Origin of the sequence: Mesorhizobium sp. J18, from assembly GCF_007829525.1 — a bacterium.
Classification (GTDB): Bacteria; Pseudomonadota; Alphaproteobacteria; order Rhizobiales; family Rhizobiaceae; genus VLJP01.
On the sequence record NZ_VLJP01000034.1, the window covers coordinates 20,254 to 40,736 of the forward strand.

Genomic DNA, 20,483 nt, shown 5'->3' on the forward strand with positions numbered 1-20,483 from the left:
ACAGTCCCGATTGCTCGCCGACCCTCCCCTCAAGGGGGAGGGTGAAGCGCGGCCGGCCCGGCCATTGAGAGAGTGAGGATAGCTCTCCCCCGCAAGCGGGGGCGAGGAAGGGTGCTGTGCAGCGCGGTCGGCGCCTTATACCGCCTTGGCCAGCGCGACGAATTCCTCGACGGACAATGTTTCGGCGCGCCGCATCGGATCAATGCCGACGGCGGCGAGGAGCCTTTCACCGCCGAGCGATTTCAGGCTCTGCCGCAGCATCTTGCGGCGCTGGCCGAAGGCGGCCTCCGTCACTTTCGCCAATGACCTGACATCGGCCTGAAGAGGCTCCTCCTTGGGCACGATATGCACGACAGAGGAGGTTACCTTTGGCGGCGGCGTAAAGGCCTGGGGAGGCACGTCGAATGCGATGCGTGCTTCAGCGCGCCATCCGGCCAGGACGGCGAGCCGGCCATAGGCTCCCGTATCCGGCGCGGCCACGATGCGCTGCGCCACCTCGCGCTGAAACATCAGCGTCATGGAGCGGTAGAATGGCGGCCATTTTTCCGGCGTCAGCCAGCGGACAAGAAGCTCGGTGCCGATATTGTAGGGCAGGTTCGCAACGATCCTTACGTCATCGGCATCTGGCGCGAGCGCCGCAAAGTCCACGTTCATCGCATCCCCTGGGATGACTTCAAGCTTTCCGGGGTAGTGGTCGGAGATTTCCCCCAGCGCGGCCAGGCAGCGTTCGTCCCGCTCGATGGCGACAACGCGGGCTGCGTCATGCATCAACAATGCCCTGGTGAGGCCTCCCGGGCCCGGTCCGACCTCGATCACCGTCGAATGGGACAAATCCCCGGCCGCACGCGCGATCTTGCCGGTCAGGTTCAGGTCGAAAAGGAAGTTCTGACCAAGCGACTTGCGTGCGAACAATCCGTGCCGTGCGATGACCTCGCGCAGGGGCGGCAAGCCATCCGCGCTCATGCAGCCGGCTGGTCCAGCATGTGATCGGCGAGCCGGCGCGCCAGCTTCAGTGCCGCCATGAGGCTGTCCGGCCGTGCCATGCCCTTGCCGGCGATGTCGAAGGCCGTGCCATGGTCGGGGGAGGTGCGGATGAAGGGCAGGCCGAGCGTGACATTCACCGTTTCATCAAAAGCGAGCGTCTTCACCGGGATAAGCGCCTGGTCGTGATACATGCAGAGCGCGGCGTCGTAGCGTTTGCGCGCGGTGGTGTTGAACATGGTATCGGCAGGCAGCGGGCCTATCGCGTCGATACCTTCGGCGCGCAGGCGCTCCACGGCGGGAGCGATGATTTCCTGGTCTTCCCTACCCATGGCGCCGCTTTCGCCGGCATGCGGGTTGAGGCCGGATACGGCAAGGCGGGGTGCGGGAATGCCGAACCGCTCACGCAGATCCCGTGCCGTGATGCGGCCCGTCTCGATGATCTGGTCGGTTTTCAATGCGCCCGGCACATCGGCCAGAGGGATATGGAGCGTCACGGGAACCGTGCGCAGTTCGGGTCCGGCAAGCATCATCACCGGCATGGCCGGGCGGCCGGTCATCCTGGCAGCCAGGTCGCCGAGAAATTCCGTATGGCCGGGAAATTCGAATCCCGCATCATAAAGCGGCTTCTTGGCGATGGGGCCGGTCACCAGCGCGTCGGCGCGGCCGGCGGTCACGTCCTCCACCGCCCGCGTGATCGCTTCGATGACGCCGGCAGCATTTGCCTTTTCAGGTTTTCCCGGCGAATCCGTAAACCGGTTTTCCAGAGGCACGACGGGCAGCCCGATCTCAAACTGGCTTTCGGCCTCCTCAGGCGTGGTCTCGATGATGGGCACGGGCAGTCCGACGAGCATTGCGCGGGCATCGAGCGCTGCCGGATCGCCGAGCACGTAAAAGGCGGGCACACCCTCGGAGTGTCGGCCAAACCACGCATCGAGCAGGATTTCCGGTCCGATCCCGGCCGGTTCGCCGGCCGTCAATGCGAGCACAGACACGTTCTTGCCTTCCCCAGGGTCAGGCGCAGTGGAAGGCGATTGGTCCCAAGGTCAGCGCTGGATGATCTTCGCCTTCTCGCGCAATTCGGCCATGTATTCCTTCGTCATATCGTCGGCAACCTTTTCGTCGCTCTGTTCGCTCTGGAATACCATCTGTGCGACGCGATCATCTGAAACTTCGCGCGTGCTGCATACGCCGATGAATTCCACGCCGCGATTGGTTTCCCGCACCGGCGTCGCGCTGCCTGGGGAGGTGGCCGTGATCTCCTTCTTCCAATCCGGCGGCAATTCCGGCTCGATCACACGTCCGAGATCGCGCACGGTCACGTCGAGGAGGCCCTTGGCGAATTCGCGTGTAGTCTCGCAACTACGGAAGCGGTCGCGCATGGCCTGCGCCTCACGCTTGCGCTTGCCGAGTTGGGATCTCTCGCTTTCCGGTACGACAAAGATGACCTGCTGCAGCATATATTCGGTTGCGCTTGGCTTCTGGCCGCCCTGTTGCAGCATCTTCTGCACTGCGTCCTGCTCTGTCATCTGACCCGTGGAGCGGAAACGCGCCTGCAGCACCCGGCTCCAGCCGATCTGGGAGCGGATGAATTCCTTGAAATGCGCCTTTGTCACGCCTGCCTGCGCGAGCGCCTGGTCGAGTTGTGCCGGCGTGATCTTGTTGTTGCTGGCAAAGCGGGCATAGGCCGCATCGATCTCGGTATCCGGAATATCGATGTTCAGGCGTTGCATCTCCTGCAGACGCAATGTCTGGTCGATCATATCCTGCGTCGCCAGTTCGCGCACATTGCCGCCACGACGCTGCAGACGCAGGAAAGCCACCCGACGCTCGATGTCGTAGCTCGTCACCGGCATATTGTTGACGATATACTTGATCTCGGCGGCCGTTGCCTGTCCGCCGCCAACTATGGTCACAGGTGTTGCAGCCACGGCGGCAAGCAGAACAAGGCCCGCGGACAGACAAGCTCGGGCGGAAGAAGTCATTTGCTTGCCGTTCTTCATTTTGTCTTGCTCATGAGCCGTTGATCTTGTGGTTCATGCACGCTTTCTAGGCGAAACAATGACCGCTTGGGAACATCCTAGTCGCCGAACAGGGACTGGGTGCCGGCAAATTGGGGCGCCTGCGCCACTTGGGTGCCGAATTGACCCAGCGTGCGCAGCGAGATGTTGAGTCCGAACTTCTCGCGGACCTCGCCTGTGATCGGATTTCGCGTCTGTTGGAAGCCCATGGCGTAGATGAAGCATTCGTCATCATAGGCGAAACCGATCGAGTTGGCGATGACGGTCTGGCTTTCCACGTCATAGGTGGCCGAACCGAAGGCGCTCCAGTTCTCGAAGAAGCGTATACGCCCGGTCCCCGTTACCTCCTGCCGGTCGCCTTCAGGGCCATACAGAGGCTGCTCCTCGATGAAGGCATATTGCAGCGAGAGCGAGAGCGGCTTCGAGGTGTAGGCCGCCCTGATATCGGTGCGGCGGAGGTCGAAGGTTTCCTCGTCGAAGCGGCCGCCGAGCGAGGCGGAGAAGCCGTGCGGCGTGCCGATACCGACCATGCCGACAAAATCCGAGACATCCGTCTCCAGGCCGGAATAGGCGCCGACATTGACCAGATCGGGCGAGGCGAACGGATTGTCGCCCGCAAGATGGTAGGATTGGCCGAAAAGGCCGTTCAGGGTCCATCCATTCGACAGAACGCCGGAATAGCGGATGCCGAGATTGGCGCGCGTGCCGCCCTCGATGCGGTCGTATCCGGAAAACTTGTCGCGCTCGAAAAGCGAGGTCGCGTCGAAGACCAGCGACTGGGCGTCCTCGTTCGGAATGCCGATCACATCCTGATAGGGCGTGTCCGGCCGCACGAAAATCTGCGCCATGGGCTCCAGAACATGGGTGGAACTCGATGTCGAGAACAGGACCGGCCAGCGCGCTTCCAGACCGGCGGTCGCCATATAGCGGTAATATGCGGAGCGGATATCGTGGGCGACATTCGGGGGACCACCCGGCGCGAAGCGGCCAAATTCATTCACCGTGTCATTGGAATAGCCAGTGAAGATGGTGTCGCCGCGCGCCTGCAGCAGCGGCGTGATGACGAGGCCGCCGTCCGTGACCAGGGAACGCCGCCACTCAGCTTCCGCCGTCAGGCGGCCGGTGGTTCCTTCGGGGCCGGGGATGCGCTCAGCTAGATCAATCGCGGAATCGCCTCCTTCTCCGTCCAGATCAAAAGCAAAGAGGGTCGACTGCATCTCATCGCGGTCGAGCAACTGTGCGTTGACGTCTATGTTGAGCTCGCCGCCGGCGACCGGCTCGTCCGGCGTATAGGCATAATCGAAATTCGGCAGCACCCAGGGCTGCTTATCGTCACGGGAATTGGCGCTGGATTGGAGTATGTCCTCCTGAACGTCGAAATGCATGGCGCGCAGGTCGAAATAGTTCCGATCGTTCAGGCCGGTCAGGTAGATTTCCGAGCGATGGACGAGATCGGAATAACCTTCAATACCATAGGTATAGGAGAAGTTCTGATCGGTTTGGGCGAGGATGTCCCAGCCGAAGGCCCAGCGCGGATTGATCTTGAATTCGCCCTTGGTGCCGATCATCCCGCGATCGGTCACGGAGGAATTGACGCGATTGCGGTCGAAAGCCTCCGGATCGCGCTGCGAAATACCGGCGATCTTGAGGCTGTAGCTTCCATTGTCGAACTGCTGCCGCCACTCGGCCTCGCCGAGAAAGCCCTGTTTTATGAAGCCGGTAACGGCCACAGTGAGATCGTAGGTGGGCGAAAGCGCGAAATAATAGGGCACGCGGACACCGAAGCCTGTCTCGCTGCTCTGCTCGAAGCTTGGGAAGAGGAAGCCCGACTTCCGCTTCACCGTCGGGTCGGCGATCTCGAAGAAGGGCAGATAGGCGAGCGGCATGCCGAAGAATTCGAAATTCGCCTTCTCGAAGCGAACCGTCTTGGTCTGCCCGTTCCAGATGATCTTTCTTGCCTTGACACGCCAGATGGGCGGCCTGTCAGGCTTTTCCTCGCAAGGCTCGCAGGCGGTATAGACACCGTTGTTGAAGGTCGTCACCGTACCGCCTTCGCGCTTGGCGCTCTCGGCGGCGAAATAGGTCTTGTCGACGCTTTCAACCCTCAGCGTGTTGACGAAGCCATCGCGGAAGTCGTCGGTGACATCGATCTCGTCGGCATAGATGCGGTTACCGTCCTTTTCGACGATCTCGACATTGCCGCTGGCAATCAGACGCGAGGTATTGCGGTCGTAGGTGACCCTCTGGGCAACGAGACGATTGCCGCCATATTCGATCTGGACGCCGCCGACGGCCATGATCGTGTTGCGGTCATTGTCATAGACGAGCGTATCCGATTCCAGGAGCATCTGTGCGTCCTGCGGCACGTCCCGTTCTTCCAGATTGATGGTCTGCGCGACCGTTGGAACGGAAGCGACTGCGAAACAAAATACGCATACAAGCGCCGACGCGCCCAGAAGACGCGTAACGCGGATGGTTTTGCGGCTACCGGTTACCGCGTTCCCCACTAACCATCCTCCTTATACAAAAGGAATGTCACCCCAAAAAACATCGCCACTACGACTGGAGTCCAGGCCGCCACCACCGGCGGGACGAATCCCGCGGTGCCGAAGGCCTGGACCAAAACAGAGACGACATAAAGCAGAAAGCCTGCGAGGATTCCACCCAGAATCATGGTTACCGATTGCCCCATCCGGGCAAATCTCATCGACACCGTGGCTGCGATCAGGGTCATCGCCACCAGCAGCGGCGGCAGTGCCACAAGCGAGTGGAAATGCATGGCGAAGGCATTGGCACGCAGGCCAAGAGACCGTGCGACATCGATCTTCGCCGGCAGTTCGAAGATCGACACCGATTCCGGTCCGGCGATCCGCTCCTCGACGAATTCCGGACGCAGATTCGTCTTGATGCGGACGGTTTCTATCGCCTCGGCCAACTGGCCTTCGACGAGACGCGAAACCTTGCTCAGTTCCCAGTAGCCGTCACGCAGCCTAGCCCGTTCGGCATCCAGCCTTTCGGCGATGTTACCCTCGTCATCGATGCGGAAGAAGCTGGCGCCCGCGAGCACGAGCCCCTGCTGCAGCACTGATTTTGCGCCGATGATCGTCTCGCCTTCGTTCGTGCGCTGTTTGAGCCATTGCGCAGCGTTCTCATTCGCCCTGGACTGGGCACCACGCACTTCGCTTTCGAGGTTCTGCGCCGTCGCGAAGCCGGCGGCGGCTATCGGATTGAGGACGAAGATCGCAAGCAGACCGAAGGCAARGGCGCCGGSGGCGATCGGCGTCAGGAACTGCCATGCCGAGATGCCAGCCGAGCGGGCGATCACCAGTTCGTATTTGCGGTTGAGGCTGATCAGGGTGACGATGGCAGATATCAGACCGATGAACGGCACCGCCTGCAGCATGATGAAGGGCAATTGAAGTGCCGCAAGCTTCAGCGCCCAGTTCGCCGAATAGCCGGGAAGGGCGCCCGATCGGCCGGAAATCTCGGTGAAATTGACGATGAAGACCAGAGCCGCGATGCCGATGGAATTCCATATTGTGATCATCACATAGCGTCGGAAGAAATAGCGGCCGAGGGTAAGCCCTATCATGCGCGCCCCCTTGCTGCGCGCCGGCGCATGGCTGCCAGCCTCAGACGCAGACGCAAAAGCCTGTCGCTGATCTTCTGGAACTGAGTGGCAAACTTCTCGGTCCAGCTAACTGGGAGCTCCATCACCTTGCCGGTGGCAATGAAGCCCATTGCCACGATGGCGGCAAGGACGGGCACCGCATAAAGCACGAATGAGAAGAAAGGCACTGTCTCGGCTTCATTGCCGGCATAGAAGCCAGCCCAGCGCACGACGAGCGCGATGGACAGCGTGGTGAGCATCGGATGCATTCGTGCTTCGCGGAACGAACGCGCATCGCCGGCAACCGCCAGCCCGATCAACGCGAATACTATCGGATAGAGCCAATCGGAAAGGCGAAGATGCAACTCGGCCCGGTATCGCTGCGGGTTGCGCTGAAAGATGCGGTCGTTGGGATCAGGATCGAGCAGATAGGCCAGGCTGCGATCTTTCGGAAAGAGCCTCGGTTCACCGTCGGCGCTGCTTTCGAATTGCGAGAGATCGAAGGCATAGGCATCGAAATGGATGATCGAGATGTCGCCGTTCTGCGCTTTGCGCTGAACCACGCCATCCTGCATGACAAGCACGCTGCCGCCGTTATGCTCGACGGTTGCGCCCCGCTTGGCGTGATAGATCAACTCGACATTCTCCTCGCGGGAATCGGCAACGAAGATCCCGCCGAGCTGTCCGTCCGGCAAGCGTTGTCCGATCTGCACGAAAAGACCGTCGTCCACTTTCTGAAAGCTGCCTTCCTGCAGCACGGTGCTGATCAGGTCGGCGCGCGAACCGGCAATCAGTTCGCGGAAGGCCTGGCGCGAATAGGGCTCCAACAGGTTATGGACGGAGAAGGAAACCAGGCTCGCCAATATGGCGATGATCATGATCGGCCGGATGATCGTGGTGCGCGGTCCGCCGGCGGCACTGATGACCACCAGTTCCGAATCGGTGTTCATTGTCGCCAGCGTATGGGCGACTGCGATGCCGATGGCGAAAGGCATGACGATTGGAATGACCGCCGGGAGCACGAGAGCGGCCACAAGAAAGAATGTCGCCGCGGATTGGCCGCTGTCGGTCACCAGATCGATACGGTTCAGGACCTGCGTGGTCCATACGATGGCGAGCACCCAGACCAGCGTTGCCAGGAAAATCCCGAAAGTGCGGCGCATGATGTAGAGTTCGACTACTTTCATGTGCTGCTTTGTTCCGTGCTTTCATGGCTGAGATGCGGCATATGCCACACCGGCCCTGCTCGCATAAGAGAAGACAGGGTCAAATGCGTCATTTCCGCTCATTCCGTCCCTGCGCGAGTTTCAGCCGGAATGGCTAAGAAAGCAAAAAGAAACTCGGTTAACGCCGAATTGATTGCTCCTTTGTACGGTTGATGGATGGCGCGCACGTTTCAATCCCTTGCCAAACTTCGTAAAAGCCCCAAGATCGCCCGACTCCAATCACGAACGAATTGCAGGAAATCATGACCGAAAGACCATCCATTGCCTTTGCCAAATTTGCCGCTCCCAAGAAGGGGAGCGTTGCCGTCCTCGTGCCGGAAGGGGCCACTTTGGAGGATACCGGTAAGGTCTACGACCCTGGCGATGTGTTGCCGCGGGCTTGCAGGACGAGCGGTTTTTCGGGAAAGCTCGGAAAGACGCTGGACATCCTTGCGCCCGCTGGCGCCGAGTTCGACCAGTTGATCGTGGCGGGGGTCGGACCGACCGACAAGCTCGATGAGCAGGCCTGGCTGAGGATCGGGGGAGCGGTGGCCGGCGCGGTGCGCAACGCCACCGAAATCACGCTGGCGCTGTCTGTGAATGGAGCCGAGGTGAAGGCCGAGGATGCGGCGAATGTCGCTCTCGGCATCCTCCTGCGTTCCTACAGTTTCGACAAATACAAGACGCGAAAGGAAAACGGCAACGGCGAGGACAAGCCGTCATCAGGCAAGCCCGTCAAATATACGATCCATTGCGCCGACCCGGCTGCCGCCAAGCGGGCCTTCGCGACGGCCGAGGCTGTCGCGGGCGGCGTTTTCCTGGCGCGCGACGTGGTGAACGAGCCCGCCAACATCCTGGGCCCTGTCGAATTTGCCGAGCGCGCCAGGGACCTGGAAAAACTCGGCGTGAAGGTCGATATACTGACCGAGAAGGAACTGAAGAAGCTTGGCATGGGCGCGCTTCTCGGTGTGGCGCAGGGATCGGCGCGGCCGCCCCGTGTCGCCGTCATGCAATGGAACGGCGGCAAGTCCAAGCAAAAGCCCGTCGCCTTCGTCGGCAAGGGCGTCGTCTTCGATACGGGCGGCATCTCCATCAAGCCCGCCGCCGGCATGGAGGACATGAAGGGCGACATGGGCGGTGCGGCGGCGGTGCTGGGCGTCATGCATGCGCTGGCCGCCCGCAAGGCGAAGACCAACGCCGTCGGCATCATCGGCCTTGTGGAAAACATGCCGGATGGCAACGCGCAGCGTCCTGGCGACATCGTCACCTCCATGTCCGGGCAGACGATCGAGGTGCTGAACACGGACGCGGAAGGCCGTCTGGTGCTGGCGGATCTCCTCTGGTACTGCAACCAGGAGTTCAAGCCGCAATTCATGGTCAATCTGGCCACGCTTACGGGCGCCATAATCGTCGCGCTTGGCAATGCCCATGCCGGCATGTTCTCCAACAATGACGAACTGGCCGCGCGCCTGACGGCGGCCGGAACCGCCACCGCCGAGAAGGTTTGGCGTATGCCCCTCGGGCCCGAATACGACAAGCTGATCGATTCCAAGAATGCCGATATGAAGAATATCGGCGGCCGCAATGCAGGCGCCATCACGGCGGCGCAGTTCCTGCAGCGCTTCGTTGACGGCACCCCGTGGGCGCATCTCGATGTCGCCGGGACGGCAATGGGCTCTCCCTCTTCGGAGATCAACCAATCCTGGGCTTCGGGCTTCGGCGTGCGCCTTCTGGATCGGCTCGTGGTGGACAATTACGAGGGGTAGGATCGAAGGGTGGAGGTCCTCTTCTACCATCTGACCGAGTCGACCCTGGAAGAGGCTCTTCCGCCGCTGGTCGAGAAGAGCCTCGACCGCGGCTGGCGGGTGGCGATCCAGACGGTCAGCGAAGAGCGCCGCGATGCGCTCGACGCGCGGCTGTGGACCTATCGCGACGATTCCTTCCTTGCCCATGCCAGCGACCGCGAAGCTCATCCGGAGGAGCAACCGGTCCTGCTCACAACCGGCACCGGCAGCGCCAATGGCGCGAAGATCCGCTTCCTCGTGGAAGGAGCCGAGCCCGGCAGCATGGAAGGTTATGACCGCGCCGTCTTCATGTTCGACGGACACGACACGGCCCAGGTGGAAGCCGCGCGAGCACAGTGGAAGGCGATGAAGGCCGCGGGCCATACCGTGACCTATTGGCAGCAGGGCCCGGACCGTCGGTGGGAACGCAAGGGCTGAAACATGCTGAAGTTCTTATGAATTTTCGGCTGGTTCTTCTTTGGGGAGCAGCCGCTGCGGCTCTTTCCGCCTGCACCGATGGTGGAAGCGAGGCGCCTGCGCCGGCGACCCGCACACCGATGGAAGAAAGCTCTGCTTCTCCTTCGAACCCATCATTTTATGGAAGCTGGGCAGCCGACCCGGCCTGGTGCTCCGGCGAAGGAGAAGGGACTCCGATCACTCTTTCCGAAGGCCAGTTCGAGGGACGCGAGAATATCTGCGACATGCAGGTGGCAGTCGAAGGGGAAGGGGCCTGGACAGCCACCCTCACTTGCACCGGAGAGGGCACGACGTCTTCCGAGCGTATTCGGCTAAATCTGGAGAGCGAGAATGCGCTGGCGCTCACCTATCTCGATCGCGACGGCGCAAAGGTCGAGCTGACCCGTTGCCCCTGAATAGCCGCGTCATCCGGCGCAACGAAAATGCCCTCCGGACAGAATCCGGAGGGCATTCTGCCTCTGGAGCATAGATGCCGGCGGAGATGACCGGGGTATCTAGCCGTCCGAGGTTGTGGTTTTCACCGTGGATTCATCCGGCGCGACGACTTGCGCCGGTACCTCGTCCAGGGCCGCGAGCCTGTCAGCACACATATCGGCTGCTCCGGAAATCTCGTCTTCGAGGCCTGCGATCTTGGTGAAGCCGCCATCTTTGATCACGTCATCCCGCTTCCACGAACTCACTTCTTTGAGCTCGGCCAGACGATCCGCGGCATTGGCGGTTGCCAGGAATTTGTCGACGCAAAGGGACGCGACAAGCCCGGCGCGGGCATCGTCCGAGGCATTTTCGACCATTTCATTGGCTGTTCCGCCAGTGACCCAGCCGCCGACCGTGAAGCCGATCAGCATGGTCGCAACCGCACAACCTGCACAGGACCACAGCCAGAGCGCCTTGGTCGGGCGATACTCCTCCCAACGCTGTGGAAAGCTTTTTCCTTCGGACATGTCATTTCCCCTTATCACATTTGTATTTCTTACCGTAACAATGTGAGAGTACGCCTTTAGGGCGTGTCTGTGAACCTTAAAACTCACCAAAAACCTTCTGCGATGGAAACTGATTGAAAAACAAAAGCTTGAAAGGCATCTGCCGGCGAAAACCAGCCAGTCATACGCAACGGTCAAATTTCGTTATGGGCAGGGAAGAGGGTGCTGGTGAGTTTCCTGCCAGCAGTCGTCATCTTAGATTTCGTCGAAATCGCCGGAGCGTCCCTTGCCGCCGGCGAAGCGCGCGGCTCCCGCAATGCCCTCGGCTCGGAAGGTCTCGGCGCTTTTCCACTCGTTCACCAGCGCGGAAGGCACATCGAGTGACCATTGCCGGATAGCCGAAAGCCGGTCGGCGCGCATGCAGGCCTGCGGGAAGCGGACGAGCTCGGCCGCAAGTTCGAGAGCGGTTTCGAGCGCCGATCCGTCCTCCACCATGCGATTGGCAAGGCCGATGGCCAAGCACTCCTCGGCGTCGACCCTGCGACCCGTGAGGATGAGGTCCATCGCGCGCCCATGGCCGACAATGCGCGGCAGCCGTACCGTGCCGCCGTCGATGAGCGGGACCCCCCAGCGCCGGCAATAGACGCCCATATAGGCCGACCGTTCCATCACGCGCAGATCGCACCACAGCGCCAGCTCCATGCCGCCCGCGACCGCCGGCCCGGAGATGGCGGCGATCACCGGCTTGGAAAGCTGAAGCCGTGTCGGCCCCATCGGCCCCTTGCGCGGCTGGTCGTCACGGCCGTCGAAGCCTGAATCCAGATCGTGCTCGGCGAACCATTTCTCGTCTATGCCCTCGGCGGCGAATTTCAGGTCGAAGCCGGCACAGAAGGCGCCAGGGACACCCGTCAGTATCGCAACCTTGCTGTTTTCGTCCCGGTCGAAGGCGGTGAAGGCCTTGAAGAGCCCGTCGGCCATTTCCGGGCTGACGGCATTGCGCGCCTCGGGCCGGTCGATAGTAACGATCGTGATTTCGCCTTGTTTTTCAACCCGGATCGTCATTCGGCCGCCTCCTCTTCATAACGGGCCGACAGGTCGAGCCACATTTCCTCATGCCGGCTCAGCGCATTGGAAAGGTCGGAACGTTCCTTGGCAAGGGCGGAAGCGCGGCCAGGATCTTTTTCATAAAGGGACGGATCGGCAAGCTGGGCTTCTATTCCCTCGATCCGCTTGCGGGTGCGCTCGATCAGACCCTCGGTAGCCTTGATCTGCTTGGCCAGAGGTTCAAGTGCGGCACGTTTCCTGGCTGCGTCGCGCCGCTTGTCGGCCTTGGAAATCTTGTCCGTTTCCTTGCGCTCGCGCCGCTCGGAGGCGCCGCCTGTGATCTGTTGCCGGTAATCGGAAAGGTCTCCGTCGAAAGGCTGCACGGTGCCGTCTCGCACCAACCAGAGCCGGTCTGCGGTGGCTTCGATCAGATGCCTGTCATGGCTGATGAGGATGACCGCCCCATCAAAATCGTTCAGCGCATGCATCAACGCCTCGCGCGAATCGATGTCGAGATGGTTCGTCGGCTCGTCGAGGATGAAGAGGTTTGGCCCTTCGAAGGCAGCGAGCCCCATCAGCAGGCGCGCCTTTTCGCCGCCTGAAAGATCCTTGGCCGGTGTATTCATCTTTTCGGTCGTCAGGCCGAACTGGGCCACTTTGGAGCGCACTTTCGATTCCGGCGCATCGGGCATCAAGCGCCGCACGTGCTGATAGGCGTTCTCCTCCGGGCGCAGATCGTCCAGCTGGTGCTGGGCGAAGATGGAGACCTTGAGCCCGGGCGCTATGGTCATGGTGCCGGCTTCGAGGTTCAGCCTTCCGGCAAGCAGCTTGGCGAAGGTCGACTTGCCATTGCCGTTGGCGCCGAGCAGCGCGATGCGGTCGTCGTTGTCGATCCTGAGTGAAAGATTCTTCAGGACCGGTTTACCCGGGGCGTAGCCAACCGCGCCGCGATCGATCGCGATGATCGGGGAGGCGACTGCCTTTTCCGGATCGGGAAAGCGGAAGGGCGCCACCGTCTCGTTTACGGCTGCTGCGATCGGCTTCAGCTTCTCCAGCGCCTTCAGGCGGGATTGTGCCTGCCGCGCCTTGGATGCCTTGTAGCGGAAGCGCTCGACAAAGGATTCCATATGCTTGCGCTGAGCCTCCTGCCTGGCGCGCATCTTCTCCTGAAGCTCGGCGCGCTCGGCATATTGACGCTCGAACTGGTCATAACCGCCGCGCCAGAAGGTCAGCTTCTGCCGCTCCAGATGGACTATGGATGAGACTGCGCGGTTGAGGAGGTCCCGGTCGTGGCTGATGAGCAGCACCGTATGCGGATAGCGCGCCACATAGCTTTCCAGCCAGAGCGTGCCTTCGAGATCGAGATAGTTGGTCGGCTCGTCGAGCAGGAGCAGATCCGGCTCGGCGAACAGCACTGCCGCCAGCGCGACGCGCATGCGCCAGCCGCCCGAAAAGGATGAGGCCGGCCGCTTCTGCGCCTCGGCGTCAAAACCGAGGCCGGCCAGGATCGAGGCGGCGCGTGCTTCTGCCGAGTGGGCGTCTATGTCGGCAAGGCGCGTCTGGATTTCGGCAATCCGATGAGCATCGGTTGCCGTTTCGGCTTCGCACATGAGGGAGAGCCGTTCCGCATCGGCCTTCAGCACGATCTCGATCAGCGGTTCCTCGGTGCCGGGCGCCTCCTGCGCCACCTGGCCGATGCGTGTGTTCTTCGGCAGCGTGATCGATCCGGTCTCGGGTGCCAGATCGCCCGTGATGGCGCGGAAAAGCGTGGTTTTGCCCGTGCCGTTGCGGCCGACCAGCCCCGCCTTGGTCCCGGCGGGCAGGGTCAGCGAGGCATGATCGAGCAGAAGTCTGCCGGCAATGCGCAGCGAAAGATCGGAGATCGTAAGCATTGCGCGCTTGTGGCCGAGCCTAGGCGGGAAAGCAAGAGCCGGCCCAGAAGCCGGCCGTTGTATGGCAGGGTTGCGATGTTTATATTTGATCTGATCATACACATCGAGACCGCTATGCGCACCAATATAGACATAGATGACGAACTGGAGGACCTGCTGGGTTTGACCGGATTGCATTAATCCTGTTACGCGAAATCCTGCCCCTCCGGCATCCTCTGGAAATACGCGAGGTCGAGCGACGGCGGCTCCTTCCCCAAAACGGACAGGATCATGTGGGCTTGGCCGCGATGATGTGTCTGGTGGTTGAAGAAATGGCTGAGGGTGGGCGCCAGTCGCTGAGACACGCGCTGAGAATTGGTCACGGTCGTATAGGCGATCGATCCTGCGAGGGTTGATTCCTCCAGGCCCTCTATCCAGCTGGCGATCCGTTGATCTTCCTTCTCACGCGCCGACCTGAGAGCAGACAGATCAGGATGAAGGATGGCATCCAGCCTCGTCGGCGCATCACCTTCCCCGGTGAAGCGTTTCATCCAGATGCGGTCGGCGACCAGGATGTGGTTGAGCGTGCCCATCATCGACCTGAAGAAAGTGCCCACATCCCGGCCGCATTCCTCGTCGCTCAGACCGGCGGCAGCATCATAAATGCGCCTGTTGGCCCATGTGTTATAGGCCGCCATCATCTTGAAATGCTCTTTCATGGCTTCACTTTGTCCTGTTGCCCGTCGATTATGCACCGCACCACAGGAGGCAGAAAGGAGCATAATGACCATTCAGCTTTATGACCTCGTCGGCAGCGACACTGGACGTCCTTTCAGCCCCCATTGCTGGAAGGCGGCCTTCGCGCTTGCCCATAAGGGACTGGACTTCAAATCGATCCCGACGCGCTTCACCGAGATACCGCAAGTGGAAGAGGGGGTGTCCAGGACCGTTCCGGTGATCCGCGACGGCGACAGTGTGGTGGTGGATTCCTTTGCGATCGCCGAATATCTGGAGGACAGCTATCCGGAGCGGCCCTCGCTCTTCGGCGGTGAAGGGGGCAGGGCTGCTGCACGATTTGTCGAGCGTTGGGCCCTCACGCAGGTGCATCCCTTCATCGTTTCGGCGGCGGTGGTCGATATTCACGACATGCTGGACCCGAAGGACCAGATCTATTTCCGCGCCAATCGCGAGGAGCGTTTCGGCAAGCCGCTGGAGGAGGTCATTGCGGACAGGGACGCCGGGTTGGCCGGCTTTCGAGCGTCGCTCGAATCCTTGCGCAACATGCTGAAATTCCAACCGTTCATTGGCGGCAAGAAGCCGCTTTTCACCGATTACATCGTCGCCGGCGCCTTCCAATGGGCACGCATCGTGACCTCCTATCAGTTTCTCGCGCCTGACGATCCGGTTGCAGAGTGGTTCGATCGCTGCCTCGATCTTCACGATGGTCTGGCGCGCCGCATTCCGGCGGCAGCCTGATATCCCTTCACATCGGCTGCATCGGCGGCTATAGAGCGCGCCATCTCATGCCATCTCCCCTCAAGAACATGAAGGAAACCTCATGGCGATCGAACGCACCTTTTCCATGATCAAGCCGGATGCCACGCGGCGCAATCTCACCGGCGCCATCACCAAAATGCTCGAGGACGCCGGTTTGCGCGTCGTCGCTTCCAAGCGCGTCTGGATGAGCCGCCGCCAGGCGGAAGGCTTCTATGCCGTCCATAAGGACCGTCCGTTCTTCGATGAACTCTGCGAGTTCATGTCCTCCGGACCGACCGTCGTGCAGGTTCTGGAAGGCGAGAATGCGATCGCCAAGAATCGCGAGGTGATGGGTGCCACCAATCCCGCCGACGCGGCTGAAGGCACGATCCGCAAGGCTTTTGCCCAGTCCATCGGCGAGAATTCCGTGCATGGTTCCGACGCGCCGGAAACCGCAGCCCAGGAGATCAAATACTGGTTCTCCGATACCGAGATCGTCGGGTAAGCAGCCATCTGCCTGAATGCAAAAAAGGCCGGGCCTGCCGGCCTTTTTATTGTTGCTCTGTGGTAGGCGCAGTCAGCGCTTCCATCGCTGCAAGGCCTCCTCGTCATGGCGCGCCGCTTCCACCCAGCCGCCTTCCTGGCCATCCCGCCGATGCTCCTTCTTCCAGAAGGGCGCACGTGATTTCAGGTAGTCCATGAGGAAGGAGGCCGCCTCGAATGCCGCCTGCCGGTGAGGCGAGGTGGCGACAACGAGAACGATATTCTCTCCCGGCGCGATCCTGCCGTGGCGATGGATGACGGAAAGACCATTGATCGGCCACCGCTCCACCGCTTCGCGGGCGATGCGAGTGATCTCTTCTTCAGCCATGCCGGGATAGTGCTCGAGTTCCAGCGCCTCCAGCGTGCCGGATTCGTCGCGGCAAAGCCCGCTGAAGGTGACAACCGCGCCAACGTCCTTGCGGCCACGGGTCAAGCGCTCGCATTCGGCCGCGAGGTCGAAATCCTCTGCCTGCACCCGGACAAGCAGTTCGCAGACAGGCACCTCAGCCTCCCGTCATCGGCGGAAAGAGGGCGATCTCCCTTGCGCCAGCCACGGGTTCGGAATGATCGACATGCTCATGGTCAATCGCCACCCGGATGACTTCCGGATATCGCAAGGCCGCTTCGTAACCTTCGCCGCGCGATTTCAGCCAGGCGAGCAGGTCGGAAACGGTCCTGATCTGCTGTGGCAGGTCGATTTCCTCTTCTCCTGTGCCGATCCGCTCGCGCACCCAGGCGAAATATACAAGTTTCATGGCCTTATTCGTCCACGATATGCTTCAGCCCGGCACGGAAATAGTCGTAGCCCGTATAGAGCGTGACCAGCGCCGAGATCCACAAGAGCAAGATGCCGGTCTGTGTAACATAGGGCAGTATCCTGTCGCCTGCAGGGCCGACGAGCAGGAAGGCGATAGCGATCATCTGGATCGTCGTCTTCCATTTGGCAAGCTGGGTGACGGGGACACTTACTTTCAGCGCTGCCAGATATTCCCGCAGGCCGGAGACCAGGATTTCACGGCAGAGGATGATGATCGCCGCCCAAAGCGTCCAGCCTGCGATGGTGCGGTCAGTGTCCGCCGCCAGGAGGAGCAGGCAGGTGGCGACCAGAAGCTTGTCGGCGATGGGATCGAGCATCTTGCCGATATTGGAGGTCTGCTTCCAGGTGCGCGCGAAATAGCCGTCAAGGTAATCCGTCACGCTTGCGGCGATGAAGATGAGCAGCGCCGACCAGCGGGCGAATTCGCTCGACTGCAGACGGCCTTCCAGAAAGAAGCAGAGGACGATAAGCGGCACTGCCAATATGCGCGCATAGGTCAGGAGATTGGGCAGGTTGAATGCGCGCTTTGACATGAAGGATGCCCCCTTTCTTTCCTTTCTACTCAAATCAGATGGAAACATGCGGGGCAATCTCCCTGTTTGACTGCGAAGGGTCAGCGGCTGTTTTCATGGAAATGATTGTAGATCACCTGCGCCATGGATTCCGAAATTCCGGCAACTGCTGCCAAATCCTCGACACCTGCGCGGCTGACGGCCTTGGCCGTGCCAAAGTGATGGAGAAGGGCGCGCTTGCGGCCGGGGCCGATGCCGTCGATTTCGTCGAGCGGATTGCGCACCATCTCCTTCTTGCGCCGCGCGCGATGAGAGCCGATGGCGAAGCGGTGAGCCTCGTCACGCAGGCGCTGTATGAAATAGAGGACGGGATCGCGCATCGGCAGCGAGAATGGCTGCCGCCCTTCCATGAAGAAGCGCTCACGGCCTGCGTCGCGATCAACACCCTTGGCCACGCCGATCGCGGTCACCGCGTTTTCGATGCCGAGTTCGGCGAGGATCTGTCGCACGGCCGACATCTGGCCCTGACCGCCGTCGATGAGGATGAGGTCCGGCCAGGCGGGGAAGCTGTCGGTCTCCTCGGCGACGGTGTCTTCCTCACCGGGGCGATCGGCCGGGTTGCCATGTTCCTTGAGGAGCCGCGAGAAGCGCCGCTGCATGACCTCGCGCATCATGCCGAAATCGTCGCCCGGCGTGATCTCCGTCGAGCGGATATTGAACTTGCGGTATTGATTCTTCACGAAGCCTTCCGGCCCGGCGACGATCATGGCGCCAACGGCATTGGTGCCCATTATATGCGAGTTGTCGAACACTTCTATGCGCCGGGGCGTCCGGGGCAGGCCGAAGGTTTCGGCAAGGCCGGCAAGCAGCCGCGCCTGCGATGAGGTTTCGGCAAGTCTTCGTCCCAGTGCCTCGCGGGCATTCTGCAAAGCGTGATCCGTCAGGTCCTTTTTCTCGCCGCGCTGCGGAACAGATACCGAGATCTTGCGTCCGGCGCGGGTCGATAGCGCCTCGGCGAGCAGCGCCTGTTCCTCGATTTGATGGGATAGCAGAATCTGCCGAGGGCAGGGCTTGTCGTCATAGAATTGGGCAAGGAAGGAACCGAGCACTTCCGCCGGCCCGAGCGCCGGATCCGCCTTGGGGAAATAGGCGCGGTTACCCCAGTTTTGTCTGGTTCGGAAGAAGAAGACCTCGATGCAGTTTTGCCCGCCCTCCTGATGGATGGCGAAGACATCTGCCTCCTCGACAGTTTGCGGATTGATGCCCTGATGCGCCTGCACATGGCTGAGCGCGGCAAGTCTGTCGCGATAGATCGCCGCGCGCTCGAAATCGAGCGCCTCCGAGGCTTCCTGCATGGCGGCGGCGATCTCGTTTTTGACCTTGCTGCTGCGGCCTGACAGGAACGCCTTGGCCTCCGCCACCAGTTCGGCATAGTCCTCGGGACTCACCTCGCCGGTGCAGGGGCCCGAGCATCGCTTGATCTGGTAAAGCAGGCAGGGGCGGGTGCGGCTTTCGTAGACGGAGTCGGTGCAGGTTCTCAGAAGAAAGGCGCGCTGCAGGGAATTGATCGTCCGCCCGACCGCGCCGGCCGAGGCGAAGGGGCCGAAATAGTCACCCTTGCGCGACCGCGCTCCGCGATGCTTGAAGATGCCTGGAGCAGGGTGATCGCCAGTCAGGAGGATGTAGGGGAAGGACTTGTCGTCCCGCAGAAGGACATTGAAGCGCGGCCTGAGCCTCTTGATGAGATTGGCTTCCAGAAGCAGGGCTTCCGTCTCGGTGCGGGTGACGACGAATTCCATAGCCGCTGTCTCGCGGACCATCCGCGTGATGCGATTCGAATGCCCGCGTCCTTGCGCGTAGTTCGTCACCCGCTTCTTCAGGCTGCGCGCCTTGCCGACATAAAGCACGTCGCCGGCGGCATTCATCATGCGGTAGACGCCGGGCGCGTTCGGCAGGCGTTTGACCAGAGCCTGGATGACCTCGACGCCCAGCTTGCCTTGTGCTTCGCGGCCGCCTGAATCCCACTCGATAGGCGCGCGTTTGGCCTCCGGCGTGGTCTCTGCAGACGCTTCCTCCACTTCCGGTTCGTCGTCATTGTCGTCGCCCGGCAGATAGCCGGCCATGTCCGGTGCGGCGCCTCGCTCGCCCGGCCTTCTGCGCCTGTTCTCGATGTCGTCCGCGCTCATTCGGCAACTCCGGTCACGTCCGGTGTCTCCCAGGCGAGATGCTGTCCGCCGTCGAGAGCGATCATCTGCCCGGTCACCGATCGTGCCTCCCAAAGATAGCGAACGGTTGCGCCGAACTCTTCAAGCGCGGGTCCGCGCCTCAAGATCAGCGCTCGTGTCTGCCTCTCGAAATCGGCAGTATCCTGGCGCTCGTTGGCGAGCGTCGGCCCCGGCCCGATGGCGTTGACACGTATCCTCGGCGCCAAAGCCTGCGCCATGGTCCTTGTTGCCGTCCACAGCGCCGACTTGGAAAGCGTATAGCTGAAGAAGCGCGGCGTCAGCGCCCAGACCCGCTGGTCGATGATGTTGACGATCAGTCCTTCATGCCCCTCCGGCAGAGCAGCAGCAAAGGAGCGGGCGATGATCGCCGGCGCTTTCACATGCAGGTCGAAATGCCTGTCCCATGCTTCCCCGTCAAAATCGGTCACCGAATCGTCCTCGAAGAGCGAGGCATTGTTGACGACCAAGCCGACAGGCCCGAGAGCGGCGATCACTGCCGGAACGAGTCGCGCCGTAGCCTCGCTGTCGAGAAGATCCGCCTCAATGGCAGCGGCCCGGCCGCCGCCGGCATTGATTTCCTCCGCAAGTGCGTTGGCAAGTTCCTGCGACCTGTTGCAATGGATCGCGACCGCGAAACCATGCGCCGCGAGGTCGAGTGAGATCGCACGGCCTATTCGTCTTGCACCGCCCGTAACCAGGGCGACCTTGTGTGCCTGTACCATGCCGAACCTGTGCTGCTGAAACCGACCAACTATATAAACGCGGCCCTCCTGCGGACCAATCCGTCAAAATCAGCAGACCGGTTCTTGCAAAACCAAGATATGGTAAGCATTTATAAGGGAATGCGGCGATTTCGTGCATACAGGGTTTTCGCCGGCCCAAGGCCAAGGTGGCAAAGCGCAGCCTGGCCAAGGCTTTGAGCCTTATCTGTTGCGAAAACGCAACGTCAGACTGCCGCCATATTGCTGCCAGCGAAAGACCCATTTGTGGGTGCGAT

Annotated in this window: 20 protein-coding genes; 5 read left to right on the forward strand and 15 right to left on the reverse strand. The window is 61.3% G+C overall.

Translation table 11 applies throughout. From position 1 onward, the window contains the following. Positions 1 to 135: 135 nt before the first annotated feature. From rsmA to lptF, 6 genes are all read right to left on the reverse strand, one after another. Positions 136 to 963 carry a 16S rRNA (adenine(1518)-N(6)/adenine(1519)-N(6))-dimethyltransferase RsmA gene (gene rsmA, locus L598_RS13115; protein ID WP_144863084.1) on the reverse strand — a complete coding sequence of 276 codons (828 nt, stop codon included), beginning with the start codon at positions 961 to 963 and terminating at the stop codon, positions 136 to 138. Continuing rightward, a complete protein-coding gene (pdxA, locus tag L598_RS13120) occupies positions 960 to 1,976 on the reverse strand; it encodes a 4-hydroxythreonine-4-phosphate dehydrogenase PdxA (protein ID WP_144863086.1) in 1,017 nt (338 codons plus the stop codon). Before pdxA ends, rsmA begins: the two co-directional genes overlap by 4 nt. A 51-nt stretch (positions 1,977 to 2,027) precedes the next feature. Next, the gene (locus L598_RS13125; protein WP_144863337.1) at positions 2,028 to 2,966 is read right to left on the reverse strand and encodes a SurA N-terminal domain-containing protein; all 939 of its coding nucleotides are present in this window, start codon (positions 2,964 to 2,966) and stop codon (positions 2,028 to 2,030) included. A 95-nt stretch (positions 2,967 to 3,061) separates the two neighbouring features. Continuing rightward, positions 3,062 to 5,509 carry an LPS-assembly protein LptD gene (locus L598_RS13130; protein ID WP_246658750.1) on the reverse strand — a complete coding sequence of 816 codons (2,448 nt, stop codon included), beginning with the start codon at positions 5,507 to 5,509 and terminating at the stop codon, positions 3,062 to 3,064. Continuing rightward, positions 5,509 to 6,594: an LPS export ABC transporter permease LptG gene (lptG, locus tag L598_RS13135; protein ID WP_144863088.1), complete on the reverse strand. Its 1,086-nt coding sequence runs from the start codon at positions 6,592 to 6,594 to the stop codon at positions 5,509 to 5,511. Before lptG ends, L598_RS13130 begins: the two co-directional genes overlap by 1 nt. Beyond that, a complete protein-coding gene (lptF, locus tag L598_RS13140) occupies positions 6,591 to 7,799 on the reverse strand; it encodes an LPS export ABC transporter permease LptF (RefSeq protein WP_144863090.1) in 1,209 nt (402 codons plus the stop codon). The genes lptG and lptF overlap by 4 nt, the downstream gene beginning before the upstream one ends. Positions 7,800 to 8,080: 281 nt before the next feature. Here lptF and L598_RS13145 point away from each other — a divergent pair, with 281 nt between their 5' ends. Genes L598_RS13145 through L598_RS13155 form a run of 3 tightly spaced genes read left to right on the forward strand, consistent with a single transcriptional unit; the run spans position 8,081 to position 10,473 of the window. Further along, positions 8,081 to 9,583 carry a leucyl aminopeptidase gene (locus L598_RS13145; protein WP_144863092.1) on the forward strand — a complete coding sequence of 501 codons (1,503 nt, stop codon included), beginning with the start codon at positions 8,081 to 8,083 and terminating at the stop codon, positions 9,581 to 9,583. Positions 9,584 to 9,592: 9 nt separating this feature from the next. Further along, positions 9,593 to 10,039 (forward strand): DNA polymerase III subunit chi, encoded by a 447-nt coding sequence (locus L598_RS13150; RefSeq protein WP_144863094.1) that lies wholly within the window; start codon positions 9,593 to 9,595, stop codon positions 10,037 to 10,039. A gap of 17 nt (positions 10,040 to 10,056) precedes the next feature. Continuing rightward, positions 10,057 to 10,473 carry a hypothetical protein gene (locus L598_RS13155; protein WP_144863097.1) on the forward strand — a complete coding sequence of 139 codons (417 nt, stop codon included), beginning with the start codon at positions 10,057 to 10,059 and terminating at the stop codon, positions 10,471 to 10,473. Positions 10,474 to 10,572: 99 nt separating this feature from the next. Here the strand turns inward: L598_RS13155 and L598_RS13160 are convergent, their stop codons facing one another. From L598_RS13160 to L598_RS13175, 4 genes are all read right to left on the reverse strand, one after another. Beyond that, a complete protein-coding gene (locus tag L598_RS13160; protein ID WP_144863098.1) occupies positions 10,573 to 11,019 on the reverse strand; it encodes a hypothetical protein in 447 nt (148 codons plus the stop codon). Positions 11,020 to 11,253: 234 nt separating this feature from the next. After that, positions 11,254 to 12,060, reverse strand: coding sequence for a crotonase/enoyl-CoA hydratase family protein (locus tag L598_RS13165; RefSeq protein WP_144863100.1), 807 nt, complete (start codon positions 12,058 to 12,060; stop codon positions 11,254 to 11,256). Continuing rightward, entirely contained in the window at positions 12,057 to 13,934 is a 1,878-nt protein-coding gene (locus tag L598_RS13170) for an ABC-F family ATP-binding cassette domain-containing protein (RefSeq protein WP_144863102.1), read from the reverse strand. Before L598_RS13170 ends, L598_RS13165 begins: the two co-directional genes overlap by 4 nt. A 185-nt stretch (positions 13,935 to 14,119) precedes the next feature. Then, positions 14,120 to 14,632 (reverse strand): DinB family protein, encoded by a 513-nt coding sequence (locus tag L598_RS13175; protein WP_144863104.1) that lies wholly within the window; start codon positions 14,630 to 14,632, stop codon positions 14,120 to 14,122. Positions 14,633 to 14,696: 64 nt separating this feature from the next. Here L598_RS13175 and L598_RS13180 point away from each other — a divergent pair, with 64 nt between their 5' ends. Together L598_RS13180 and ndk are read left to right on the forward strand one after the other, a co-directional pair. Then, positions 14,697 to 15,389, forward strand: a complete 693-nt coding sequence (locus L598_RS13180) for a glutathione S-transferase family protein (protein WP_144863106.1) — start codon at positions 14,697 to 14,699, stop codon at positions 15,387 to 15,389. Between the two features lie 82 nt (positions 15,390 to 15,471). Continuing rightward, positions 15,472 to 15,894 carry a nucleoside-diphosphate kinase gene (ndk, locus tag L598_RS13185; protein ID WP_144863108.1) on the forward strand — a complete coding sequence of 141 codons (423 nt, stop codon included), beginning with the start codon at positions 15,472 to 15,474 and terminating at the stop codon, positions 15,892 to 15,894. 72 nt (positions 15,895 to 15,966) lie between these two features. Here the strand turns inward: ndk and L598_RS13190 are convergent, their stop codons facing one another. The 5 genes from L598_RS13190 to L598_RS13210 form a co-directional block, all read right to left on the reverse strand. Next, complete coding sequence (locus L598_RS13190; RefSeq protein WP_144863111.1) at positions 15,967 to 16,434, reverse strand: molybdenum cofactor biosynthesis protein MoaE; 468 nt, start codon at positions 16,432 to 16,434, stop codon at positions 15,967 to 15,969. Position 16,435: 1 nt separating this feature from the next. Next, positions 16,436 to 16,687 carry a molybdopterin converting factor subunit 1 gene (moaD, locus tag L598_RS13195; RefSeq protein WP_144863113.1) on the reverse strand — a complete coding sequence of 84 codons (252 nt, stop codon included), beginning with the start codon at positions 16,685 to 16,687 and terminating at the stop codon, positions 16,436 to 16,438. A gap of 4 nt (positions 16,688 to 16,691) precedes the next feature. After that, entirely contained in the window at positions 16,692 to 17,282 is a 591-nt protein-coding gene (gene pgsA / locus L598_RS13200) for a CDP-diacylglycerol--glycerol-3-phosphate 3-phosphatidyltransferase (RefSeq protein WP_144863115.1), read from the reverse strand. Positions 17,283 to 17,362: 80 nt separating this feature from the next. Beyond that, the gene (gene uvrC / locus L598_RS13205; protein ID WP_144863117.1) at positions 17,363 to 19,447 is read right to left on the reverse strand and encodes an excinuclease ABC subunit UvrC; all 2,085 of its coding nucleotides are present in this window, start codon (positions 19,445 to 19,447) and stop codon (positions 17,363 to 17,365) included. Next, positions 19,444 to 20,208, reverse strand: coding sequence for an SDR family oxidoreductase (locus tag L598_RS13210; protein ID WP_144863119.1), 765 nt, complete (start codon positions 20,206 to 20,208; stop codon positions 19,444 to 19,446). Before L598_RS13210 ends, uvrC begins: the two co-directional genes overlap by 4 nt. Between the last annotated feature and the right edge of the window lie 275 nt (positions 20,209 to 20,483).

Bases quoted from the DNA above. Each gene is read 5' to 3' on its own strand.
- L598_RS13155 (WP_144863097.1), top strand. From the start codon at position 10,057: ATGAATTTTCGGCTGGTTCTTCTTTGGGGAGCAGCCGCTGCGGCTCTT.
- L598_RS13175 (WP_144863104.1), bottom strand. From the start codon at position 14,632: ATGAAAGAGCATTTCAAGATGATGGCGGCCTATAACACATGGGCCAAC.
- ndk (WP_144863108.1), top strand. From the start codon at position 15,472: ATGGCGATCGAACGCACCTTTTCCATGATCAAGCCGGATGCCACGCGG.
- L598_RS13210 (WP_144863119.1), bottom strand. From the start codon at position 20,208: ATGGTACAGGCACACAAGGTCGCCCTGGTTACGGGCGGTGCAAGACGA.
- pgsA (WP_144863115.1), bottom strand. From the start codon at position 17,282: ATGTCAAAGCGCGCATTCAACCTGCCCAATCTCCTGACCTATGCGCGC.
- L598_RS13125 (WP_144863337.1), bottom strand. From the start codon at position 2,966: ATGACTTCTTCCGCCCGAGCTTGTCTGTCCGCGGGCCTTGTTCTGCTT.
- L598_RS13145 (WP_144863092.1), top strand. From the start codon at position 8,081: ATGACCGAAAGACCATCCATTGCCTTTGCCAAATTTGCCGCTCCCAAG.
- L598_RS13160 (WP_144863098.1), bottom strand. From the start codon at position 11,019: ATGTCCGAAGGAAAAAGCTTTCCACAGCGTTGGGAGGAGTATCGCCCG.
- uvrC (WP_144863117.1), bottom strand. From the start codon at position 19,447: ATGAGCGCGGACGACATCGAGAACAGGCGCAGAAGGCCGGGCGAGCGA.
- L598_RS13180 (WP_144863106.1), top strand. From the start codon at position 14,697: ATGACCATTCAGCTTTATGACCTCGTCGGCAGCGACACTGGACGTCCT.
- moaD (WP_144863113.1), bottom strand. From the start codon at position 16,687: ATGAAACTTGTATATTTCGCCTGGGTGCGCGAGCGGATCGGCACAGGA.
- lptF (WP_144863090.1), bottom strand. From the start codon at position 7,799: ATGAAAGTAGTCGAACTCTACATCATGCGCCGCACTTTCGGGATTTTC.
- L598_RS13170 (WP_144863102.1), bottom strand. From the start codon at position 13,934: ATGCTTACGATCTCCGATCTTTCGCTGCGCATTGCCGGCAGACTTCTG.
- L598_RS13165 (WP_144863100.1), bottom strand. From the start codon at position 12,060: ATGACGATCCGGGTTGAAAAACAAGGCGAAATCACGATCGTTACTATC.
- rsmA (WP_144863084.1), bottom strand. From the start codon at position 963: ATGAGCGCGGATGGCTTGCCGCCCCTGCGCGAGGTCATCGCACGGCAC.